The organism is Streptomyces sp. NPDC001536 (assembly GCF_042894505.1).
GTDB lineage: Bacteria > Actinomycetota > Actinomycetes > Streptomycetales > Streptomycetaceae > Streptomyces.
On record NZ_JBIAVQ010000003.1, the window covers coordinates 499,979 to 518,975 of the forward strand.

The 18,997-nt window shown below is 71.0% G+C and carries 19 protein-coding genes; 10 read left to right on the forward strand and 9 right to left on the reverse strand.

Annotated features, from left to right (window positions below; all coding sequences use genetic code 11):
- Positions 1–61: 61 nt before the first annotated feature.
- The 3 genes from ACFY0U_RS11210 (at position 62) to ACFY0U_RS11220 (ending at position 1,977) form a co-directional block, all read left to right on the forward strand.
- Complete coding sequence (locus ACFY0U_RS11210; protein ID WP_388633541.1) at positions 62–886, forward strand: maleylpyruvate isomerase family mycothiol-dependent enzyme; 825 nt, start codon at positions 62–64, stop codon at positions 884–886.
- A 114-nt stretch (positions 887–1,000) separates the two neighbouring features.
- Positions 1,001–1,522 (forward strand): hypothetical protein, encoded by a 522-nt coding sequence (locus ACFY0U_RS11215; protein WP_388633544.1) that lies wholly within the window; start codon positions 1,001–1,003, stop codon positions 1,520–1,522.
- Positions 1,519–1,977 carry a GNAT family N-acetyltransferase gene (locus ACFY0U_RS11220; RefSeq protein WP_388633546.1) on the forward strand — a complete coding sequence of 153 codons (459 nt, stop codon included), beginning with the start codon at positions 1,519–1,521 and terminating at the stop codon, positions 1,975–1,977. The genes ACFY0U_RS11215 and ACFY0U_RS11220 overlap by 4 nt, the downstream gene beginning before the upstream one ends.
- A 58-nt stretch (positions 1,978–2,035) precedes the next feature.
- On the opposite strand, the gene ACFY0U_RS11225 is transcribed toward ACFY0U_RS11220, so the two are convergent.
- Complete coding sequence (locus ACFY0U_RS11225; RefSeq protein ID WP_388633549.1) at positions 2,036–2,938, reverse strand: D-alanyl-D-alanine carboxypeptidase family protein; 903 nt, start codon at positions 2,936–2,938, stop codon at positions 2,036–2,038.
- A gap of 220 nt (positions 2,939–3,158) precedes the next feature.
- Between ACFY0U_RS11225 and ACFY0U_RS11230 the strand changes: the two genes are divergently transcribed.
- Both ACFY0U_RS11230 and ACFY0U_RS11235 read left to right on the forward strand, forming a co-directional pair.
- Positions 3,159–3,833, forward strand: coding sequence for a GntR family transcriptional regulator (locus ACFY0U_RS11230; protein ID WP_388633551.1), 675 nt, complete (start codon positions 3,159–3,161; stop codon positions 3,831–3,833).
- Positions 3,830–5,122, forward strand: a complete 1,293-nt coding sequence (locus tag ACFY0U_RS11235; RefSeq protein WP_388633554.1) for a nitrate/nitrite transporter — start codon at positions 3,830–3,832, stop codon at positions 5,120–5,122. Before ACFY0U_RS11230 ends, ACFY0U_RS11235 begins: the two co-directional genes overlap by 4 nt.
- 55 nt (positions 5,123–5,177) lie before the next feature.
- Here ACFY0U_RS11235 and ACFY0U_RS11240 read toward each other — a convergent pair whose 3' ends face one another.
- A complete protein-coding gene (locus ACFY0U_RS11240) occupies positions 5,178–5,597 on the reverse strand; it encodes a hypothetical protein (protein ID WP_388633557.1) in 420 nt (139 codons plus the stop codon).
- Positions 5,598–5,708: 111 nt separating this feature from the next.
- Positions 5,709–7,334, reverse strand: coding sequence for a protein kinase (locus ACFY0U_RS11245; protein WP_388633560.1), 1,626 nt, complete (start codon positions 7,332–7,334; stop codon positions 5,709–5,711).
- Between the two features lie 336 nt (positions 7,335–7,670).
- Here ACFY0U_RS11245 and ACFY0U_RS11250 point away from each other — a divergent pair, with 336 nt between their 5' ends.
- A complete protein-coding gene (locus ACFY0U_RS11250; RefSeq protein ID WP_388633563.1) occupies positions 7,671–9,236 on the forward strand; it encodes a protein kinase in 1,566 nt (521 codons plus the stop codon).
- 78 nt (positions 9,237–9,314) lie between these two features.
- Here ACFY0U_RS11250 and ACFY0U_RS11255 read toward each other — a convergent pair whose 3' ends face one another.
- The 3 genes from ACFY0U_RS11255 to ACFY0U_RS11265 form a co-directional block, all read right to left on the reverse strand.
- Positions 9,315–10,376 (reverse strand): phosphotransferase, encoded by a 1,062-nt coding sequence (locus ACFY0U_RS11255; protein WP_388633566.1) that lies wholly within the window; start codon positions 10,374–10,376, stop codon positions 9,315–9,317.
- A 92-nt stretch (positions 10,377–10,468) separates the two neighbouring features.
- Complete coding sequence (locus ACFY0U_RS11260) at positions 10,469–10,891, reverse strand: pyridoxamine 5'-phosphate oxidase family protein (RefSeq protein WP_388633569.1); 423 nt, start codon at positions 10,889–10,891, stop codon at positions 10,469–10,471.
- 102 nt (positions 10,892–10,993) lie between these two features.
- Positions 10,994–11,659 (reverse strand): response regulator, encoded by a 666-nt coding sequence (locus tag ACFY0U_RS11265; protein WP_388633571.1) that lies wholly within the window; start codon positions 11,657–11,659, stop codon positions 10,994–10,996.
- A 345-nt stretch (positions 11,660–12,004) separates the two neighbouring features.
- Between ACFY0U_RS11265 and pdhA the strand changes: the two genes are divergently transcribed.
- From pdhA to ACFY0U_RS11280, 3 genes are read left to right on the forward strand one after another with little or no spacing between them, the layout of a single operon-like run.
- Entirely contained in the window at positions 12,005–13,183 is a 1,179-nt protein-coding gene (gene pdhA, locus ACFY0U_RS11270) for a pyruvate dehydrogenase (acetyl-transferring) E1 component subunit alpha (RefSeq protein WP_388633574.1), read from the forward strand.
- A 2-nt stretch (positions 13,184–13,185) separates the two neighbouring features.
- Positions 13,186–14,166 carry an alpha-ketoacid dehydrogenase subunit beta gene (locus ACFY0U_RS11275; protein WP_388633576.1) on the forward strand — a complete coding sequence of 327 codons (981 nt, stop codon included), beginning with the start codon at positions 13,186–13,188 and terminating at the stop codon, positions 14,164–14,166.
- A gap of 10 nt (positions 14,167–14,176) precedes the next feature.
- Positions 14,177–15,577, forward strand: a complete 1,401-nt coding sequence (locus tag ACFY0U_RS11280) for a dihydrolipoamide acetyltransferase family protein (protein ID WP_388633579.1) — start codon at positions 14,177–14,179, stop codon at positions 15,575–15,577.
- Positions 15,578–15,645: 68 nt separating this feature from the next.
- On the opposite strand, the gene ACFY0U_RS11285 is transcribed toward ACFY0U_RS11280, so the two are convergent.
- Positions 15,646–16,182, reverse strand: coding sequence for a bacterial proteasome activator family protein (locus ACFY0U_RS11285; protein ID WP_384158516.1), 537 nt, complete (start codon positions 16,180–16,182; stop codon positions 15,646–15,648).
- Positions 16,183–16,268: 86 nt separating this feature from the next.
- A complete protein-coding gene (locus ACFY0U_RS11290; protein ID WP_388633582.1) occupies positions 16,269–16,811 on the reverse strand; it encodes a PadR family transcriptional regulator in 543 nt (180 codons plus the stop codon).
- A gap of 741 nt (positions 16,812–17,552) precedes the next feature.
- Here ACFY0U_RS11290 and ACFY0U_RS11295 point away from each other — a divergent pair.
- Complete coding sequence (locus tag ACFY0U_RS11295) at positions 17,553–17,843, forward strand: hypothetical protein (RefSeq protein ID WP_388633585.1); 291 nt, start codon at positions 17,553–17,555, stop codon at positions 17,841–17,843.
- Positions 17,844–17,865: 22 nt separating this feature from the next.
- Here the strand turns inward: ACFY0U_RS11295 and ACFY0U_RS11300 are convergent, their stop codons facing one another.
- Positions 17,866–18,846 (reverse strand): NAD(P)H-quinone oxidoreductase, encoded by a 981-nt coding sequence (locus tag ACFY0U_RS11300; protein WP_388633588.1) that lies wholly within the window; start codon positions 18,844–18,846, stop codon positions 17,866–17,868.
- Positions 18,847–18,997 lie beyond the last annotated feature (151 nt).

Here is an 18,997-nt window from a genome sequence, read left to right on the forward strand (position 1 = left end):
CCTCCCACTGGCAACGCCGCCATCACCAGCCCGTGCACCGACCGCCGAGGGGTCCCGTTCCGTGAGTCTGCATCCCACCCTCCAGCCCTACGCCGACGCCTGGACCCACTCCATCGATGCGATATCCGAGCTGGTGACGCCGCTGGTGGAGGGAGAGTGGAACCGGCGTACCCCCTGCCCCGGCTGGTCGGTGCGGGACATCGTGTCCCACGTCATCGGTCTGGACACCGAGATGCTGGGGGACCCGCGCCCCATCCACTCGCTGCCTCGCGACCTCTACCACGTCACCAATGAGCACCAGCGGTACACGGAGATGCAGGTCGACGTCCGCCGCCATCACACGGCGCCGGAGATGACCTCCGAGCTGGAGTACGTGATCATCCGCCGCAACCGCCAGCTGCGGAACGAGTCGCGGGACCCGGGGACGAAGGTGCGCGGCCCCCTCGGCAGCGAACTGACGCTCGAGGAGTCCATGCGCAAGCACGCCTTCGACGTCTGGGTGCACGAGCAGGACCTCCGCGCCGCCCTCGGCCGCCCCGGCAATCTGGACTCCCCCGGTGCGCACATCGCCCGTGACGTCCTGCTCGCCGAACTGCCCGCCGTGATCGCCGAGAAGGCCGACGCTCCGCGCAGCTCGGCGATCGTCCTCGACGTCCACGGCCCGATCGAGTTCCTGCGCACGATCCGCGTCGACATCCAGGGCCGCGGCACCCTGGAGACGGCCCCCGCCCTCGGCCCCGCCGCCACCCTCACCCTCGACTGGGAGACCTACGTCCGCCTGGCCTGCGGCCGGGTGACCGCGGACGCGGTACCGGACCGGGTGAAGGCGGAGGGCGACCCGGCACTGACGGCGGCGATCCTGCGGAACTTCACGGTGACGCAGTAGTCACGTCGAGGCGCTCCGAGGCAGTGGGTCGCAACCCGAAGGGACGGCCGCAACGTCGCATTGCGGCCGCCCCTTCACCCCTGACCGTGTGGCGTGACCGGGCATCATGGCCGTATGGCCGATCTTCGAACCGTCGCAAAGCTGCCCGCAGCCATGGACGTGTCCGCGATGAAAGACCTCGCCGACACTCATCACGCCCGTGCCGTAAGGCCGTTGGGGACGCACGAGGTCGCCGGGCATCTGGTGAAGGTGTACGGCATCGAAGCCCCCGGGCGGGTGGTCGAGGACGCGGACGCCGGGCTGGCGATCGCCGAGGCGCACCTCGCCACCGCCGGTCTGCGTGGCTCTCTCGGGGCCGCCGTGCTGCTGGTGCATGCCGGTGGGGACGGGGACTACGTGCTCGTACACACGTGGATCGAGGGGGACATGTCCGACCTCGCGGTGTTCGTCGGGCCCGTCGGTGAGCCGGAGGGGTTGCGGCCGGGGCGGCAGGGGCTGGCTCCCTGTGTGTGGGAGGCGGCCGTGCTCGCCTACGAGCGGGACGCCTGGGTGCGGCAGGTGCTGGACGGAGACGGGGAGATCGGTGCACGGCTCGCCGCCTGGTCCGCGGATGTGCTGGAGGGGGAGGTCCGGTGAGCGGCGTCCCTGTCGTACGGCGGGCGCGGGTCGGGGATCTGGCGGACGTCGTCGCGCTGATCGCCGAGCACGCCGTCTATGAGAAGGCCGAACCGCCCGCCCCCGGGCTCGAAGAGCGGTTGCGACCCCTGCTGTTCGCGAGCCCCGAGCCGCGACTGCGGTGTCTCGTCGCGGAGTTGGACGGGACCGTCGTCGGATACGCCACCTGCTCCGCCGAGGTGTCCACCTGGGACGGCGCCGAGTACCTGCACATGGACTGTCTGTTCCTGCGGGACGGGCATCGCGGGCTCGGCATCGGGGAGTCGCTCATGGACGCCGTACGGGACGAGGCGCGCGCCCTTGGGCTCGCGCAGGTGCAGTGGCAGACGCCCGCGTGGAACGACGGGGCCATCCGGTTCTACGGGCGGCTCGGGGCCGCGTCCAAGGACAAGCGGCGGTTCTTTCTGCCCGTGTGAACACAGAAGAAGGGGCCCGCCGCCGCAGGCCCCTTCCCCTCGTTCTCGCGTCTGCGCGTCAGCTGATCTTCGCGTAGCCGTAGTTGATGAGCTTCTTCACGTCCGCGGTGCGGTTGGCCTCGGAGGACGCGGTGAGGACCGTGCCGATCACCGACTCGCCGTTGAGGGTGGCGGCGAAGATGAGGCAGTACTTGGCCTCGGTGCCGGAGCCGGTCTTCACGCCGAGCGTGCCGTTCCAGCCGAGCAGGAGGTTGGTGTTCTTCCAGGCCGCCATCGTGCGGGTGGAACCGGTCTTCGTGATCGTCTTCGCCGTGTACGACTTGGTCTTCACGACGGACTTGAAGGTGGAGCTCTTCATGGCGCTGCGGGCGAGCTTCGTCAGGTCGCGCGGCGTCGAGGCGTTGGCGCCCCTGCTGATGCCGTCGAACGAGTCGAACTTCGTGTTCGTCATGCCCAGGCTCTTGGCCATGGTGTTCATCTTGCCGATGAAGCTCTTGGTGCGGGCCGCGACCGTCGTGCCGGAGCCGTACTTGTCGGCGAGCGCCATCGCGGCGTCGCAGCCCGACTTCAGCAGCATCCCGTAGAGCAGCTGGCGGACGGTGACCTTGTCGCCGACGATCAGGTTCGCGGACGAGGCGCCGTTGGCGACGATGTAGTCGCTGTACGCCTTCTTGATCGTGACCTTGGCGTCCAGGTTCAGGTTCGACTGCGACAGGACGACCTTCGCGGTCATGACCTTCGTGGTGGACGCGGTGAGCCGCTTGGTGTCGGGCGACTTCGAGAAGAGCGTCGCACCGGTGGCGCTGTTCATGAGGAAACCGCCCTTGGCGGTGATGGACGGCGTGGCGACGGCGGCCTGCGCCGGCGCCGCGGTGAGGGCTCCGGTGGCGAGCAGGGAGCCGGTGGTCACGGCCACGGCTACGGCTCGGCGGATACGGATGCCCTGAATGCCGGTAATCAAGTGAGGTACCCCGAATACGTTGAATGCCCCTGGCGTGCGGCCGAGTTGAGCCCTGAAAGTTGTTGGAGCCGCACGTGTCTGACTCGTAAGTAGCACAGAAGGTTGTGCGGCCGCTGGGGCGGATTCGGCTTTCTCTGTCAGAGGGGGCTCCTGGGGTCCTCGGGGTCCGCATGATGGACGGCCCTCTGGCATGCGTACGTGTTGTATCTATGATGTGCGCATGCCTTCAGCCCCACCCGCCCCGTCCGCCGCCCACATCAAGCAGCCGCCCGCCGCCGACCGCGTCTACGACCACGTCAAGCAGGGCGTCCTGGAGCGCCGCTACGAGGGCGGGACCCTGCTCACCGAGGGCGAGCTCGCCGAGGCCGTGGGGGTGTCGCGGACACCGGTGCGGGAGGCGCTGCTGCGGCTCCAGGTGGAGGGGCTGATCAAGCTCTACCCGAAGAAGGGCGCACTGGTCCTGCCCGTCTCCGCGCAGGAGATCGCGGACGTGGTGGAGACCCGCCAGCTCGTCGAGGAGCACGCCGCGCGCAAGGCCGTACCGGCGTCCCCGCGGCTCATCGCGCGGCTGGAGGAACTCCTCGCCCAGCAGAAGGAGCAGGCCGCCGCCGGGGATCTGGCCGACGCCGCCGTCACCGACCGCTGCTTCCACGCCGAGATCGTCCGCAGCGGGGGCAACGAGATCCTGTCCCGGCTCTACGACCAACTGCGCGACCGGCAGCTCCGCATGGGCGTCGCCGTGATGCACGCCCACCCCGACCGCATCACCAAGACCCTCGTCGAGCACGAGCAGATCCTCGACGCGCTGCGCTCCGGCGACGCGGAGGCGGTCGTCGGGCTCATCCACGGGCACGTCGAGTGGTTCTCCCACCTGGCGCGGGGCGAGGTCCGATGAGCGCCACCCTGCCGGGCGACCCGCCGGGCGGCCGCCGCGCGATGGCCGTGTGGGGCATCGGCGTCTCCGTCTACTTCGTCGCCGTCATCTTCCGTACGTCGCTGGGGGTGGCAGGGCTCGACGCCGCCGACCGCTTCCACGTCAACGCCTCCGCGCTGTCGACCTTCTCGATCCTCCAACTGCTCGTCTACGCGGGCATGCAGATACCCGTCGGCCTGCTCGTCGACCGGCTCGGCACCAAGAAGGTGCTGACCATCGGGGTGGTGCTGTTCACGGCCGGACAGCTCGGCTTCGCCTTCTCCCCCTCGTACGGCATGGCCCTCGCCTCGCGCGCACTGCTGGGCTGCGGTGACGCGATGACGTTCATCAGCGTGCTGCGGCTCGGCTCCCGCTGGTTCCCGGCCCGGCGCGGGCCGATGGTCGCGCAGCTCGCGGGGCTGGTCGGCATGGCGGGCAACCTGGTCTCCACCCTGGTCCTGGCCCGGCTGCTGCACGGCATCGGCTGGACGGCGGCCTTCGCGGGCAGCGCGGTCGCCGGTGTGGTGGTGCTGGTCCTGCTGCTGCTCTTCCTCAAGGACCACCCCGAGGGACACGAGCCGGCGCCCTTCCCGCACCAGGGCGCGGCCTACGTACGACGGCAGATCGCCGCCTCCTGGCGGGAGCCGGGCACCCGGCTCGGCCTGTGGGTGCACTTCACGACCCAGTTCCCGGCGATGGTGTTCCTGCTGCTGTGGGGCCTGCCGTTCCTGGTCGAGGCGCAGGGGCTGTCACGGGCGGTCGCCGGAGAGCTGCTGACCCTCGTCGTGCTGTCGAACATGGTGATCGGGCTGGTCTACGGCCAGGTCGTCGCCCGGCACCACGAGGCGCGGCTGCCGCTGGCGCTGGGGACCGTGGGGGCGACGGGGCTGGTCTGGGCGGTGACCCTGGCGTACCCGGGTGAGCACGCGCCGATGTGGCTGCTCGTGGTGCTCTGCGCGGTGCTGGGCGCGTGCGGGCCGGCCTCGATGATCGGCTTCGACTTCGCGCGCCCGGCGAACCCGCCGGAGCGGCAGGGCACCGCGTCCGGCATCACCAACATGGGTGGCTTCGTCGCCTCGATGACGACCCTGTTCGCGATCGGGGTGCTGCTGGACGCGACCGGGAGCAACTACCGGGTCGCCTTCTCCGCGGTCTTCGTGCTCCAGGCGCTGGGGATCAGCCAGATCCTGCGGCTGCGCAGGCGGGCGATCCGCCGGGAGCGGGAGCGGTTGGTGGCGAGCCGGGTGGAGACGGTGCACGTACCGGTGTAGGTGTCCCTGCCGCCTCGCCTCCGAACCCGCCACGTGCCCCCGCACCCGGTTCGGTCTAGTAGTAGGTGTTGCCGTCCCAGTCCGACTCGTCGCAGCCCAGCTGGTCGTCCTTCTCGTAGACGCAGACCTGGATGCGCAGCGCCCAGATGCCGCGGGTGTCCTTCAGGGAGGTCACCCAGGTGTCGGAGTGCTGGTAGCCGGCGGTGACCGAGCGCCAGGCGTAGCTGGTCACCACGCGCTCCGGGGTGAGGGACTGCACCCGGATACGGACGTGGTGCCCGTCGGGAGCGGTGTCGGTGACCGTCAGGTAGATGTCGCTGGCGACGGTCTTGCTCGCGTAGTAGAAGTCCCCGGTGCCCTGGGCCCCGGGGATCGACTCACCGACACCGCCGGCGGCCGCCGGGCTCACGGAGAAGGCGAACGCGCCGAGGGCGGCGGCGCCCACCGCGAGGATTCTGCCGAGCTTCTTCTTCATGGGTTCCCCCTGCTGTCCAAGATCGATTGCCTTGCAGGCGGGATCCTACGAGGGGCATGGCCATGCCACACCTGTGATCGCCGGCCCTGTGACAGGGGTAACAGGGACGCGCTAGCCGGCCGAGACGCCTGTCGAGACGTCGAACTGCATGTCCGGCGGGTTCTTCGGGTCGAAGTCCGTCCCGGCCTTGGGGAACTGGTTCATGATCGTGCCCTGGCCGTACGTGTTCTCGGCGTACTCGCGGTCGTCATACTGCCAACCCGCCGCCTGTAGGCACAGCTTGACCGAGTCCCAGTTCTTGAACGCGAAGTCCGGCATCTGCACCTGCTTGGGGTCGTTGTTCGACTCCTGCGGCTCGGTGCACTCGGTCGTCTCGACCGTCCGGTTCGCGTCGCCGGTCCGGTACCCCGACGGGGTCGACGAGGTGGTCGGCGTGGTGTCGCCGCCGGCGTCGTCGTCCGTCCCGCCCCCGTTCAGCGACAGCGCCGCGATCAGGCCGCCGACCGCCACGACGGAGACGATGATCGAACCGAGGACGACCGGTCTGTTGCTCTTGCGGCCGCCGCCCGAGGGCGGTGCGTGCTGGGGCGTGATGTTGTACGGCGGCGGGGTCGAGGCGTACGCGTTCGGCGCCGGCGTGGGGGCCTGGTAGCCGCCCTGCTGCGGATAGCCGTACGCGGGAGAGGGCATCGAGGGCGGCGGGGTGCCGTACGGGTTCGGCGCCGGCGTCGGCTGGTACGGCGTCTGGACCGGGCCCGGCGCCGGAGTGCCCTGGTCCACCGGCGGGAACACCGCCGAGCCCACGCCCGCCCCGCTCGACGTCTGCGCGCCGGGGACGATGCTCGGCGCGGCCGCCTGGAAGGACGCCGCCACCCGCAGGCACTCGGTGCGCATGGCCTCGGCGCTGGGGAAGCGCTCGTTCGGGTTCTTCTTCAGGGCGCGGGCGATCAGCGCGTCCACGGCGGGCGGCAGCGAGCGGTTGACCGACGAGGCGGCCACCGGCTCTTCCTGTACATGCGCGTACGCGATCGCCAGCGGCGAGTCCGCGTCGAACGGCAGCCGCCCGGTGACCAGTTGGAACAGCATGATGCCGACCGAGTAGAGGTCGGAGCGGGCGTCCACGCCGCGGCCGAGGGCCTGCTCGGGGGAGAGGTACTGAGGGGTGCCGACGACCATGCCGGTCTGGGTCATCGACGTGACACCCGACTGCATGGCGCGGGCGATGCCGAAGTCCATGACCTTGACCACGCCGCGCTTGGTCATCATCACGTTGCCGGGCTTGATGTCGCGGTGGACCAGGCCCATCTCGTGGCTGATCTCCAGCGCCGCGAGCACGTCCGCGGTGATCTTCAGCGCCTTGTCGGCGGGCATCGCGCCGTACTGCCGTACGTCCTCGTCGAGCACCGAGCCGAGCGGGCGGCCCTCGACGTACTCCATGACGATGTACGGCATCGTCATCCCGTCGAGGGTGTCCTCGCCGGTGTCGAAGACCGAGACGATGTTGGTGTGCGTGAGCTTGGCCACGGCCTGGGCCTCGCGGCGGAAACGCTCGCGGAAGGCCTGTTCACGCCCCAGTTCGGTGTGGAGCGTCTTGATCGCGACGGGGCGGTCGAGCACGGTGTCGTGCGCGAGATGCACCGAGGCCATGCCGCCCTCGCCGAGCAAGTCGCGCAGCTGATAGCGGTTGTTGGCGAGCGCCCGCCCCGCATACCGGCCGTGTGCGCCGTCCTGGCTCATCTTCCGCGTCCCCCATCGGCCATCAGGCGCCGGCCCGACTGTCGTTGATCGAATGGCTCATTCCCGGCCAAGTCTGCCCCACGGCACTGACAGGTCAAGCCGGGTGCCCGTTCCGTGACCGTACGCGAAAGAAGCGTCGCGGAAGCGTTACAGGTGCCGTACGGCCGGTACACAGAATTTGCACGACAGCGCGTGCTACCGCTTTGATGACCGGTCCGTCTCGGACCGGCCCCCGGGCTCATCCCGGACCGGAGGCTTGCGTGGAGGCTGTAGCGTGGCCGACGGAGACCGTAACAACACCGCGCGCACCGCGGGCAGAAACGACGGCGAGGACCGATGGCACAGCAGCAGCGCGCTCAGGGCCCGTCCGACCCCGAGGCGACTGGCGGCGGGATGTCAGACGCGCCGGAGATGTGGGGCAACGGCGGACTGGTCGGCGACGGCCGGTACCGACTGACACACAGACTCGGCCGGGGCGGCATGGCCGAGGTTTTCGCCGCCGAGGACGTACGTCTCGGCCGCACCGTGGCGGTCAAACTGCTGCGCGCCGACCTTGCCGAGGACCCGGTCTCCAAGGCGCGCTTCACACGCGAGGCCCAGTCCGTGGCCGGTCTCAACCACCACGCGATCGTCGCGGTGTACGACTCCGGCGAGGACTATGTGAACGGCCAGGCCGTTCCGTACATCGTCATGGAGATCGTCGAGGGCCGGACGATCCGGGATCTGTTGATCAACGCCGAGGCCCCCGGGCCCGAGCAGGCGCTGATCATCGTCTCCGGTGTCCTGGAGGCGCTCGCCTACTCGCACCAGCACGGCATCGTGCACCGTGACATCAAGCCGGCCAACGTCATCATCACCCACGGCGGCGCCGTGAAGGTGATGGACTTCGGCATCGCCCGCGCCCTGCACGGCGCGCAGTCGACGATGACGCAGACCGGCATGGTCATGGGCACCCCCCAGTACCTCTCTCCCGAGCAGGCGCTCGGCAAGGCGGTGGACCACCGCTCCGACCTGTACGCGACGGGCTGCCTCCTCTACGAACTCCTCGCGCTGCGGCCGCCGTTCACCGGTGAGACCCCGCTGTCCGTGGTCTACCAGCACGTCCAGGACATCCCGACGCCTCCGTCCGAGGTCTCCGACGCCACGCCTCCGGAGCTGGACGGCCTGGTCATGCGCTCGCTCGCCAAGGAGCCGGACGACCGGTTCCAGACGGCCGAGGAGATGCGCGGGCTGGTCCAGTACGGGCTCCAGATGCTGTACGAGCAGGGCGGTCACACCGGCACCTGGAACACCGGGCCGGTCGCGATGCACGACGGCCGGCACACCCCCTCGGGCGGCTTCGCCGGCACCGCCGTCATGCACCACCCCGGCGACGCCTCCGGCACCACGCAGATCCCGCAGCCGATCCTGCCGGGCGGCTACGGCGGCGGGGACGACGGCGGTTTCGAGGGCCACGGCAACCGGGGCAGCGGCCGCGGCAAGCTGTGGATCCTCGCCGTCCTCGCGGTGGTCGCCATAGCGGCGGGCGTCGCGCTGGCGCTGAACGGCGGCGGCGGGAACGGCGGCGGGGACGACACCACGCAGAAGCCGTCCACCTCGGCGACGCCCTCGGAAACGACCAGCGAGTCGCCGAGCGACGAGCCGACGGACGACCCGACGGACGAGCAGACCGACGACGGTTCCACAGGCACCGATCCGTCCTACTCCCCGTCCTATACGCCGTCGTACACGCCGTCCCCGACACCGACGGCGACGGCGACGGAGCCCACGGGCGATCCGACGAGCGCGGAGCCGACGGACGAGCCGACCGACACCGCGGAGCCCACGGACACCGCCGAGCCGACCGACACGAGCGGTGGTGACACCGGCGGCGACACCGGTGGCGAAGGCGACGGCACCTGACCCAGCAGACCGCCCCACGCGCGCGTACGGACCGGAAGCGGACCGTACGCGCGCGTGGCGTTTTCCCGGGCGGGCGGCTCAGTCGGCGAAGGCCTCGCACACCGCCTCGTACTCCCTTGTCCACCACACCGCGAGCGCCGAGGCCGCCGGGAACTGGGGGTCCGCGCGGGTGTCGCCGCGTTCGTAGTGCCAGCGCAGCATCCAGAAGTCGTTGAGGCGCTCCCACCACACCCGGTGCACGGCCGCCGTCAGCTCCGAGGGCGTGGCGCCCGCCGTACGCCGGTACGCGCGCGCGTACGCCCGTACCTTCCGCAGGTCGAGGGCCCCCGCGGGCCGTACGAAGAAGATCGCGGCAGCGCGTACGGCCTCCTCCGCGCGGGGCTGCACGCCCAGCCGGTCCCAGTCGACGATCGCGGCCGGGGCGTCCCCCTTGTAGAGCAGGTTGAACGGGTGGAAGTCCCCGTGCACCCACCCCACACTCCCACCCCGCGGCGGCCGCCGGTCCGCGTGTTCCTCCAGCAGCGCCCGCCGCTCCAGGAGCCGGTGCCGGGCCAGTTCGTCGAAGGAGTCGGCGGGCCGGTGCCGGCGGACTCGGGTGAGCAGGTCGTCGATGAGCGCGAAGGTATGGGCGGGGTCGGCGCTCTCGGCACGGGAGCCTGTGGTGGGCGCGGGCGTGCGGCTCTGTGCCCCGGCGCGCGGCTCGCTTCGCGCGCCCGGTACTCGCCCCTGCACCGGCATCACCCGCTCCAGGCTCGCGTGCACCACCCCGAGCAGCGCGCCCAGGCGTCCGCACTGCTCCGGTGTCAGCTGGCCACCGTGGCGGTGGCGGCCCTCGATCCAGGGGTGGAGGGCGTAGGCGTGGCCGCCGACGACCGCGACCGTGCGGCCGTCGCGGTCGGGCAGGGGCGGGGCGACCGGGACGCCCAGGACCGCGAGGCGCTCGGTGGCGCGGTGCTGGCGGGCGATGGCGGCCGGGTCGGCGGTCTCGGGGTCGAAGTGGTGCTTGAGGAAGTAGTGGCCGCCGGTCGTGCGCAGGCGGTAGCCGCGGTTCAGCAGCCCCTGGTCGACGGGTTCACAGGTGACGGCGGAGCCGGCGGCGTACTGGCTGAGGAGGGCCCGCAACGGGGGCGCGTGAGGCATGGGGGGTGGTACACAAGGGCGCGGCACGCGCCAGATGCTAGGGCACAAGCCGGGCCTGTGAGCTGGGCGTTGTCACAGCCAGTCGCTTTCGGTCACGGCATGTGCGCGAAGTGACTTTCCAGGGCGCCGTCGGTGGAGTGGACGGTGCCGAACTGCGGCTCTACGCGCAGATAGACGGGCTCATAGGGCTCTCCGTCCACGACCCTGGGCGCCGGCCCGAACCGCGCGAGCTCGGCGGCCGTCGGCTCGTACGCCGTGCACTCGCCCACGACCTGCGCGGACCACAGTCCCTCGCCCGGCCGGGCCGAGCTCAGGTTGTCCGCGCCGTACGCGACGACCCCGCCGACGCACGCCCGGTGGTAGCCGCAGATCCTGGGCAGCCGCAGCAGGACCCGCCCGTCGTCCACGACGTGCCGGGCGAAGGCGAGGAAGGGCAGGGCGCGCATGCTGGTGGCCACCCGGCCGTAGTCGGTGCGGGCGAGCAGTTCGACGGCGAGCCGTTCGTCGGAGGGCATACGACCAATGTCGGCCGTGGGCGGTTGCCGGGTCAGGGGTCTTTGGTCCCTAATACGGCGCGATACGGCCGCGACACGGCCGTCGTACCCCCGCCGTGCCCCTCAGCGACGCTCCTGCTCGACCTGCATCCGCGCCACGTACGCCGCCGCCTGCGAGCGACGCTCCATACCGAGTTTGGAAAGCAGACTCGACACATAGTTCTTGATCGTCTTCTCCGCCAGGTGCAGCCGCTCGCCGATCGCCCGGTTGGTGAGCCCCTCGCCGATCAGGTCGAGGATCCTGCGCTCCTGCTCGGTGAGGTGCGCGAGCCTGTCGTCGCTCTTGGCGGTGCCGCCGTCCCGCAGCCGTTCCAGCACGCGCGCGGTGGCCACCGGGTCGAGGAGCGACTTGCCGGCGGCGACATCACGTACGGCCGCCAGGAGTTCGCTGCCGCGGATGGCCTTCAGGACGTATCCCGAGGCGCCCGCCATGATCGCGTCGAAGAGGGCCTCGTCGTCGGCGAACGACGTCAGCATCAGGCACTTGACGTTCTCGTCCCCGGACCGGATCTCCCGGCAGACCTCCACCCCGCTGCCGTCCGGGAGCCGCACGTCGAGGACGGCCACGTCGGGCCGGGTGGCCGGGATCCTGACCAGCGCGTCGGCCGCCGTACCGGCCTCGCCGACCACCTCGATGTCGTCCTCCACCGAGAGCAGCTCATGGACGCCCCGCCGGACGACCTCGTGGTCGTCGAGGAGAAATACCCGGATTTTTCCGTCTTCGCGCACGAGGTCAGTCTCACACAGCCTCTGAGACCTCGCGCCAAGTGGCCTCTTCCCGTGACCTGGGTCACCGGGTTAACGTGCCGTTGTTCCGGCCCCCTGCAAGGCTGTGACCAGGAGTTGTTCCCGACTTTCGCGATTTACTTGGAAATCCAAGCAAAATCGCAGGTCAGGAGGGGTTTCACAGAAATGTGGAGCACTGGGTAACGTGCATTGTGCAGGGCGCTCGCCGGGGCACCTGTCACGCCTGTTCCCGACCGAGCCGCACCCACCCCGTGCGTCCGTAGGGCTTCAGGTGAGCCGCACTGGCGCCCGGCGAACCCGGGTAGCCGGACCGACGGAGGAGCACACGTGACCGTGGAGAGCACTGCCGCGCGCACATCGCGACGCAGCGCCAGTACCAAGAGCACGGCCGGCAAGCGCACGACCGCCAAGAAGCAGCCGGGCACCGAGCCCGAGCTCGTGCAGCTGCTGACGCCCGAAGGCAAGCGCGTCAAGGACGCCACGTACGACAAGTACGTCGCCGGCATCACCCCCGAAGAGCTCCGCGGTCTGTACCGCGACATGGTGCTCACCCGCCGCTTCGACGCCGAGGCCACCTCCCTGCAGCGCCAGGGCGAGCTGGGCCTGTGGGCCTCCCTGCTCGGCCAGGAGGCCGCCCAGATCGGCTCCGGACGAGCCACCCGCGAGGACGACTACGTCTTCCCGACCTACCGCGAGCACGGCGTCGCCTGGTGCCGCGGGGTCGACCCGACCAACCTGCTGGGCATGTTCCGCGGCGTGAACAACGGGGGCTGGGACCCCAACACCAACAACTTCCAGCTCTACACGATCGTCATCGGCTCCCAGACCCTGCACGCCACCGGCTACGCGATGGGCATCGCCAAGGACGGCGCGGACAGCGCGGTCATCGCCTACTTCGGCGACGGCGCCAGCAGCCAGGGCGACGTGGCCGAGTCCTTCACCTTCTCCGCGGTCTACAACGCCCCGGTCGTGTTCTTCTGCCAGAACAACCAGTGGGCGATCTCCGAGCCCACCGAGAAGCAGACCCGGGTGCCGCTCTACCAGCGCGCCCAGGGCTTCGGCTTCCCCGGCGTGCGCGTGGACGGCAACGACGTGCTGGCCTGCCTCGCGGTCACCAAGTGGGCCCTGGAGCGCGCCCGCAACGGCGAAGGGCCCACCCTGGTCGAGGCGTACACCTACCGGATGGGCGCCCACACCACCTCCGACGACCCGACCAAGTACCGGGCCGACGAGGAGCGCGTGGCCTGGGAGGCGAAGGACCCGATCCTGCGCCTTCGCCAGTACCTGGAGACCTCAAACCACGCGGACGAGGGATTCTTCGCGGAACTCGAGACCGAGAGCGAGGCGTTGGGCAAGCGAGTACGTGAAGCGGTCCGCGCCATGCCCGACCCGGACCACTTCGCCATCTTCGAGCACGCGTACGCGGACGGACACGCGCTCGTCGACGAGGAGCGCGCCCAGTTCGCCGCCTACCAGGCGTCGTTCGCAGAGGAAGAGGGGGTCTGACCATGGCAGCCGAAAAGTTGGCCCTGGCCAAGGCGATCAACGAATCGCTGCGCCGCGCCCTGGAGACGGACCCCAAGGTCCTCATCATGGGTGAGGACGTCGGCAAGCTCGGCGGTGTGTTCCGGGTGACGGACGGACTGCAGAAGGACTTCGGCGAGGAGCGGGTCATCGACACCCCGCTCGCCGAGTCGGGCATCGTCGGCACCGCGATCGGCCTCGCGCTGCGCGGCTACCGCCCGGTGGTGGAGATCCAGTTCGACGGCTTCGTCTTCCCGGCCTACGACCAGATCGTCACGCAGCTCGCGAAGATGCACGCCCGCTCGCTGGGCAAGGTCAAGCTCCCGGTCGTCGTGCGCATTCCGTACGGCGGCGGCATCGGCGCGGTCGAGCACCACTCCGAGTCCCCCGAGGCGCTCTTCGCGCACGTGGCGGGCCTCAAGATCGTCTCCCCCTCCAACCCGTCCGACGCGTACTGGATGATGCAGCAGGCCATCCATAGCGACGACCCGGTGATCTTCTTCGAGCCCAAGCGGCGCTACTGGGACAAGGGCGAGGTCAACACCGAGGCCATCCCGGGCCCGCTGCACAAGGCCCAGGTGGTCCGCGAGGGCACCGACCTCACGCTGGTCGCCTACGGTCCGATGGTGAAGCTCTGCCGGGAGGTCGCCGACGCGGCCGCCGAGGAAGGCAGGAACCTCGAGGTCCTCGACCTGCGCTCGGTGTCCCCGCTGGACTTCGACTCCATCCAGGCCTCGGTCGAGAAGACCCGCCGTCTGGTCGTCGTCCACGAGGCGCCGGTGTTCTTCGGCTCGGGCGCGGAGATCGCGGCGCGGATCACGGAGCGCTGCTTCTACCACCTGGAGGCCCCGGTGCTCCGGGTCGGCGGCTATCACGCCCCCTACCCGCCGGCCCGTCTGGAAGAGGAGTACCTGCCGGGCCTGGACCGGGTACTCGACGCCGTCGACCGTGCCCTGGCGTACTGAGGAGAGGGTCGTGACGACGATGACGGAAGCGTCCGTACGCGAGTTCAAGATGCCGGACGTGGGCGAGGGCCTCACCGAGGCCGAGATCCTCAAGTGGTACGTCAAGCCGGGTGACGAGGTCACCGACGGCCAGGTGGTGTGCGAGGTCGAGACCGCCAAGGCGGCCGTCGAACTGCCCATCCCCTACGACGGTGTCGTCCGGGAGCTCCACTTCCCCGAGGGCACCACGGTCGACGTGGGCACGTCGATCATCGCGGTGGACGTGTCGGGCGGGGCGGCTCCCGTCGAGGCACCGGCACCCGCCGCCGAACCCGAGCCGGAGGAGAAGCCCGCGGGACGGCAGCCTGTCCTCGTCGGGTACGGCGTCGCCGCGTCCTCGACCAAGCGACGCCCCCGCAAGGGCCCCCAGGTCCCGGTCCAGGAGCCCGCGCCGGTCCAGGAGGCCGCGGTCGCGATCCAGACCGAGCTGAACGGCCATGGGGCACCGGCACCGGCGCTCAAGGAGCGCCCGCTGGCCAAGCCGCCGGTGCGCAAGCTGGCCAAGGACCTCGGCGTCGACCTGACCACGGTCGTCCCGACCGGCCCCGACGGCATCATCACCCGCGAGGACGTCCACGCGGCGGTGGCCCCGGAGCCGACGGTCGTCGAGACCCCGGCGCCCGTCCCGGCCCCCGTGCGGGCACCCGCGCCCGTACCGACGTACGACACGGCACGGGAGACCCGTATCCCGGTCAAGGGCGTCCGCAAGGCGACGGCGGCGGCGATGGTCGGCTCGGCCTTCACCGCCCCGCATGTCACCGAGTTCGTGACGGTCGACGTGACCCGCACGATGAAGCTGGTCGAGGAGCTCAAGCAGGACAAGGAGATGCAGGGCCTGCGGGTCAATCCGCTGCTGCTGATCGCCAAGGCCCTGCTGGTCGCCATCAAGCGGCACCCGGACGTCAACGCGTCCTGGGACGAGGTGAACCAGGAGATCGTGCAGAAGCACTACGTCAACCTGGGCATCGCCGCGGCCACCCCGCGCGGTCTGATCGTGCCGAACATCAAGGACGCGCACGACAAGACGCTGCCGCAGCTGGCCCAGGCGCTGGGTGAGCTGGTGGTGACGGCGAAGGACGGGAAGACCTCGCCCGCCGCCATGCAGGGCGGCACCGTCACCATCACCAATGTCGGCGTCTTCGGCGTCGACACCGGCACGCCGATCCTTAACCCCGGCGAGTCCGCGATCCTCGCGGTCGGCGCGATCAAGCTCCAGCCGTGGGTCCACAAGGACAAGGTGAAGCCGCGTCAGGTGACGACCCTGGCGCTCTCCTTCGACCACCGGCTGGTGGACGGGGAGCTGGGCTCCAAGGTGCTGGCGGACGTGGCGGCGATCCTGGAGCAGCCGAAGCGGCTGATCACCTGGGCGTGAGTCGTGAGTGCCGAGAGGCATGAGTGAAGGGGCCGGCGTTCTTTCGCCGGCCCCTTCGTTTACGTGGGTTACAGGTAGGGCCCGCCCGAGCGGCCCGCGGTGGGGCCGTCCTCGCCGTCGTGGCCGACACCGGGCGGCAGGGCCCGCCGCATCTGCTCCAACTGCGCCCGCGCGGCCATCTGCTGGGCGAACAGGGTGGTCTGGATCCCGTGGAAGAGACCCTCCAGCCAGCCGACCAACTGGGCCTGCGCGATCCGCAGTTCGGCGTCGCTCGGGGTCGCCCCGTCCGTGAAGGGCAGCGAGAGCCGCTCCAGCTCCTCGACGAGCTCAGGGGCCAGACCGTCCTCCAGCTCCTTCACCGAGCTGCGGTGAATCTCCTTGAGCCGGACCCGGCTCGCCTCGTCCAGAGGAGCCGCCCGCACTTCCTCCAGAAGCTGCTTGATCATGCTGCCGATCCGCATGACCTTGGCGGGCTGCTCCACCATCTCCGTCACCGGAATCTCGCGGGAGTCCTCGTCCCCGGTGCCGCCCAGCGCCATTCCGTCCTGGCCCACGACCAGGATCTGGGGTTGCTCGGGCGACCGTTCGTTCCTCGGCATCTCCATGCCGCCATTCTCTCGCACCGGTACACCTCATCACTGGAGTGCCCCCCGTGGAGGGTGATCCACCGTTTACGGTGCGGAAGTTTCCGTCACTCGCGGGCCTGCGTGAGCCGGAGCAGCCGCACCTCACAGTGATCGAGCCAGCGCAGTTCGGCTTCCGTATGGCACACGAGCTGCTCCAGCACCAGCAGCCGGGCCACCTCGTCGGGGTGCTCGGGCGCCCGTGCGAGGGCGTCGGCCCGCTGCCGCAGATGGCTGTGCAGGGCCCGCGAGACATGCCGCCGCTGGGCCTCGACGACCTCCCGGACATCGGTACCGGCCACGCCCACCGCCATCACCAGCTTGATGGCCAGCTCGTCGCGCTGCGGAACGCCCCGCTCCACGGGCCGCGAGAACCAGGCCCGCAGCTCGGCCCGCCCCGCCTCCGTGAGCGCGTACAGCACCCGCCCCGCCGCGTCCGCGCCGTCCTGCACGACCAGCCCGTCCCGCTCCAGCCGGCCGAGCGTCGTGTACACCTGCCCGATGTTGAGCGGCCAGGTCCCGCCCGTACGCGCCTCGAACTCGGTCCGCAGCCGCGAACCGTAACGGGGGCCGCGTGCCAGGAGCGCCAGCAGTCCGTGTCGTATCGACATACCCGGATTGTGCGGCTCTTTCGGCACTTCGGCGGCGCCCGGAATGCCGGAAGTCCCGCCCGGTGTGACGCTGGTCCCGTGACGCGATGGCTGCGCACAGTGCGCACGACGGGACTGCTGCTCGCCCTGGGGGCGGGCGTGGTCGCGGTTCCGTGCGGGGCGGGCACGTCGTACGGCGTCGAGGCGGTACGGGGGGTGGGGGGCGGGGTCGTGTCGGGCACGCCAGGCGGTGAATCGCCGGCGGGCGCGCGAGGTGCCCGGCGTGGGCTTGGGGCGCCGGCTGCCGGATCGGCGGCGCGAGGGATCGGGGCGACGCCGGAGGGGGAGGCCGCCAGGTCCGCGCCGGGAGGACGGGACGGCGAGTCACCGGCCGAGCGGGAGCCGGGAGCGCCGACCGGCCGGGCGACGGCGGGGGCGCGGGGGCCCGGGTCGACGGCGGGGTCACAGGGGTCCGGTTCGACGCCGGAAGTGAAGGGGCGCGGGTCGGCGCCGGGGTCGCAGGGGTCCGGTTCGACGCCGGAAGTGAAGGGGCGCGGGTCGGCGCCGGGCGGGCATGCTGCCGGGTCCGGGACAGGAGCGCCGGATGTCGAGCCCACGCGGGGTGGGCGGGGCGGCAAGTCCGAGTCGGCTGCCCGGGGTGCCGGGGCCGCTCCGGGGGTGCGTGCCACCGCGTCCCCCTCCGGTGAGCCGTCCCGGGCCGGGAGCCGGGCGGGAGAAGGGCGGGAGAGGCCGGGGCGGCACATGGAGACCGCGGGCCCGGCGGAAGAGGAGGACGCGGCCGCGGAGGTCGGGAGCGAGGCCGACGCCGAACAGCCGACCGCCGACGATGACGCCGACGTCGTACCGGAGCCGTCGCGGGAAGCCGTACCGGCCGCCTCTGTGCCACCGCAGCAGCCCGTGCGGCAGGCCGTCGGCCGTGCCGAAAGCCCCACCGAGCCCGTCCTGCGGATCCTGCCGCTCGGCAGCGGTCTGGTCCTGATCGGGCTCGGTCTGGGGCTCGCGTTCGTCGGCCTGCGGGTGCGACGGGGGTAAGGCCCCGAGGTCCGGCGCGCCCCTACTCCACGACCAGCAGCACCTTGCCCACGTGCCCGCTCTCCTCCACCACCCGGTGTGCCGCCGCCGCGTCGCTCATCGGGATCTCCCGGTCGACCACGGCACGGACATGGCCCCCGTCCAGCAGCGGCCAGACGTGTTCCCGTACCGCCGCCACGATCGCCGTCTTCTCGGCCAGCGGGCGCGCGCGCAGCGACGTCGCGCTGATGGCGGCGCGCTTGCCCAGGAGCGCCGCGATGTTCAGCTCGCCCTTGATGCCGCCCTGCATGCCGATGATCGCGAGGCGCCCGTTGACGGCGAGGGTCTGGACGTTGCGGTCGAGGTACTTCGCGCCCATGTTGTCGAGGATCACGTCGGCCCCCGCGCCGCCGGTCGCCTGCTTCACCTCGGCCACGAAGTCCTGCTCCCGGTAGTTGACCAGGATGTCCGCGCCGAGTTGGGCGCAGTGCTCCAGCTTCTCCTTCGTGCCCGCCGTGACCGCGACCTTCGCACCGACGGCCTTCGCCAGCTGGATCGCCATCGTGCCGATGCCGCTGGAGCCGCCGTGCACGAGCAGCGTCTCACCGGGACGCAGGTGGGAGATCATGAAGACGTTCGACCAGACCGTGCAGGTCACCTCGGGCAGCGCGGCCGCCTGCCGCAGGTCGACGCCCTTGGGTACGGGCAGCAGCTGGCCGGCCGGCACGACGACCTTCTCGGCGTACCCGCCGCCCGCCAGCAGCGCGCACACCTCGTCGCCCACCGCCCAGCCGGAGACGCCGGGACCGGTCTCCAGGACCCGGCCCGAGCACTCCAGGCCGGGGTAGAGGGACGCGCCGGGCGGTGGGTTGTAGAAGCCCTGCCGCTGCAGGATGTCGGCCCGGTTGACGGCACTGGCCACCACCTCGACCAGCACCTCGCCCTCGCCGGGCACGGGATCCGGGACCTCGCTCCAGACCAACGCCTCGGGCCCACCGGGTTCAGGAATCGTGATCGCTCGCATGGGGCGACGCTACTCCTCGGCCCCCGGCCCCAGCCGCGTACGACCGGAACCTCGTCCCGCCTGGCCGGATCCTCCGTCGCTGGTCGCGGCCCTGCTCGGTCCCCGGTCGGAGCCGCGGCCGGTCCTTGGTCCGATCTCCTGAGAAATGCCT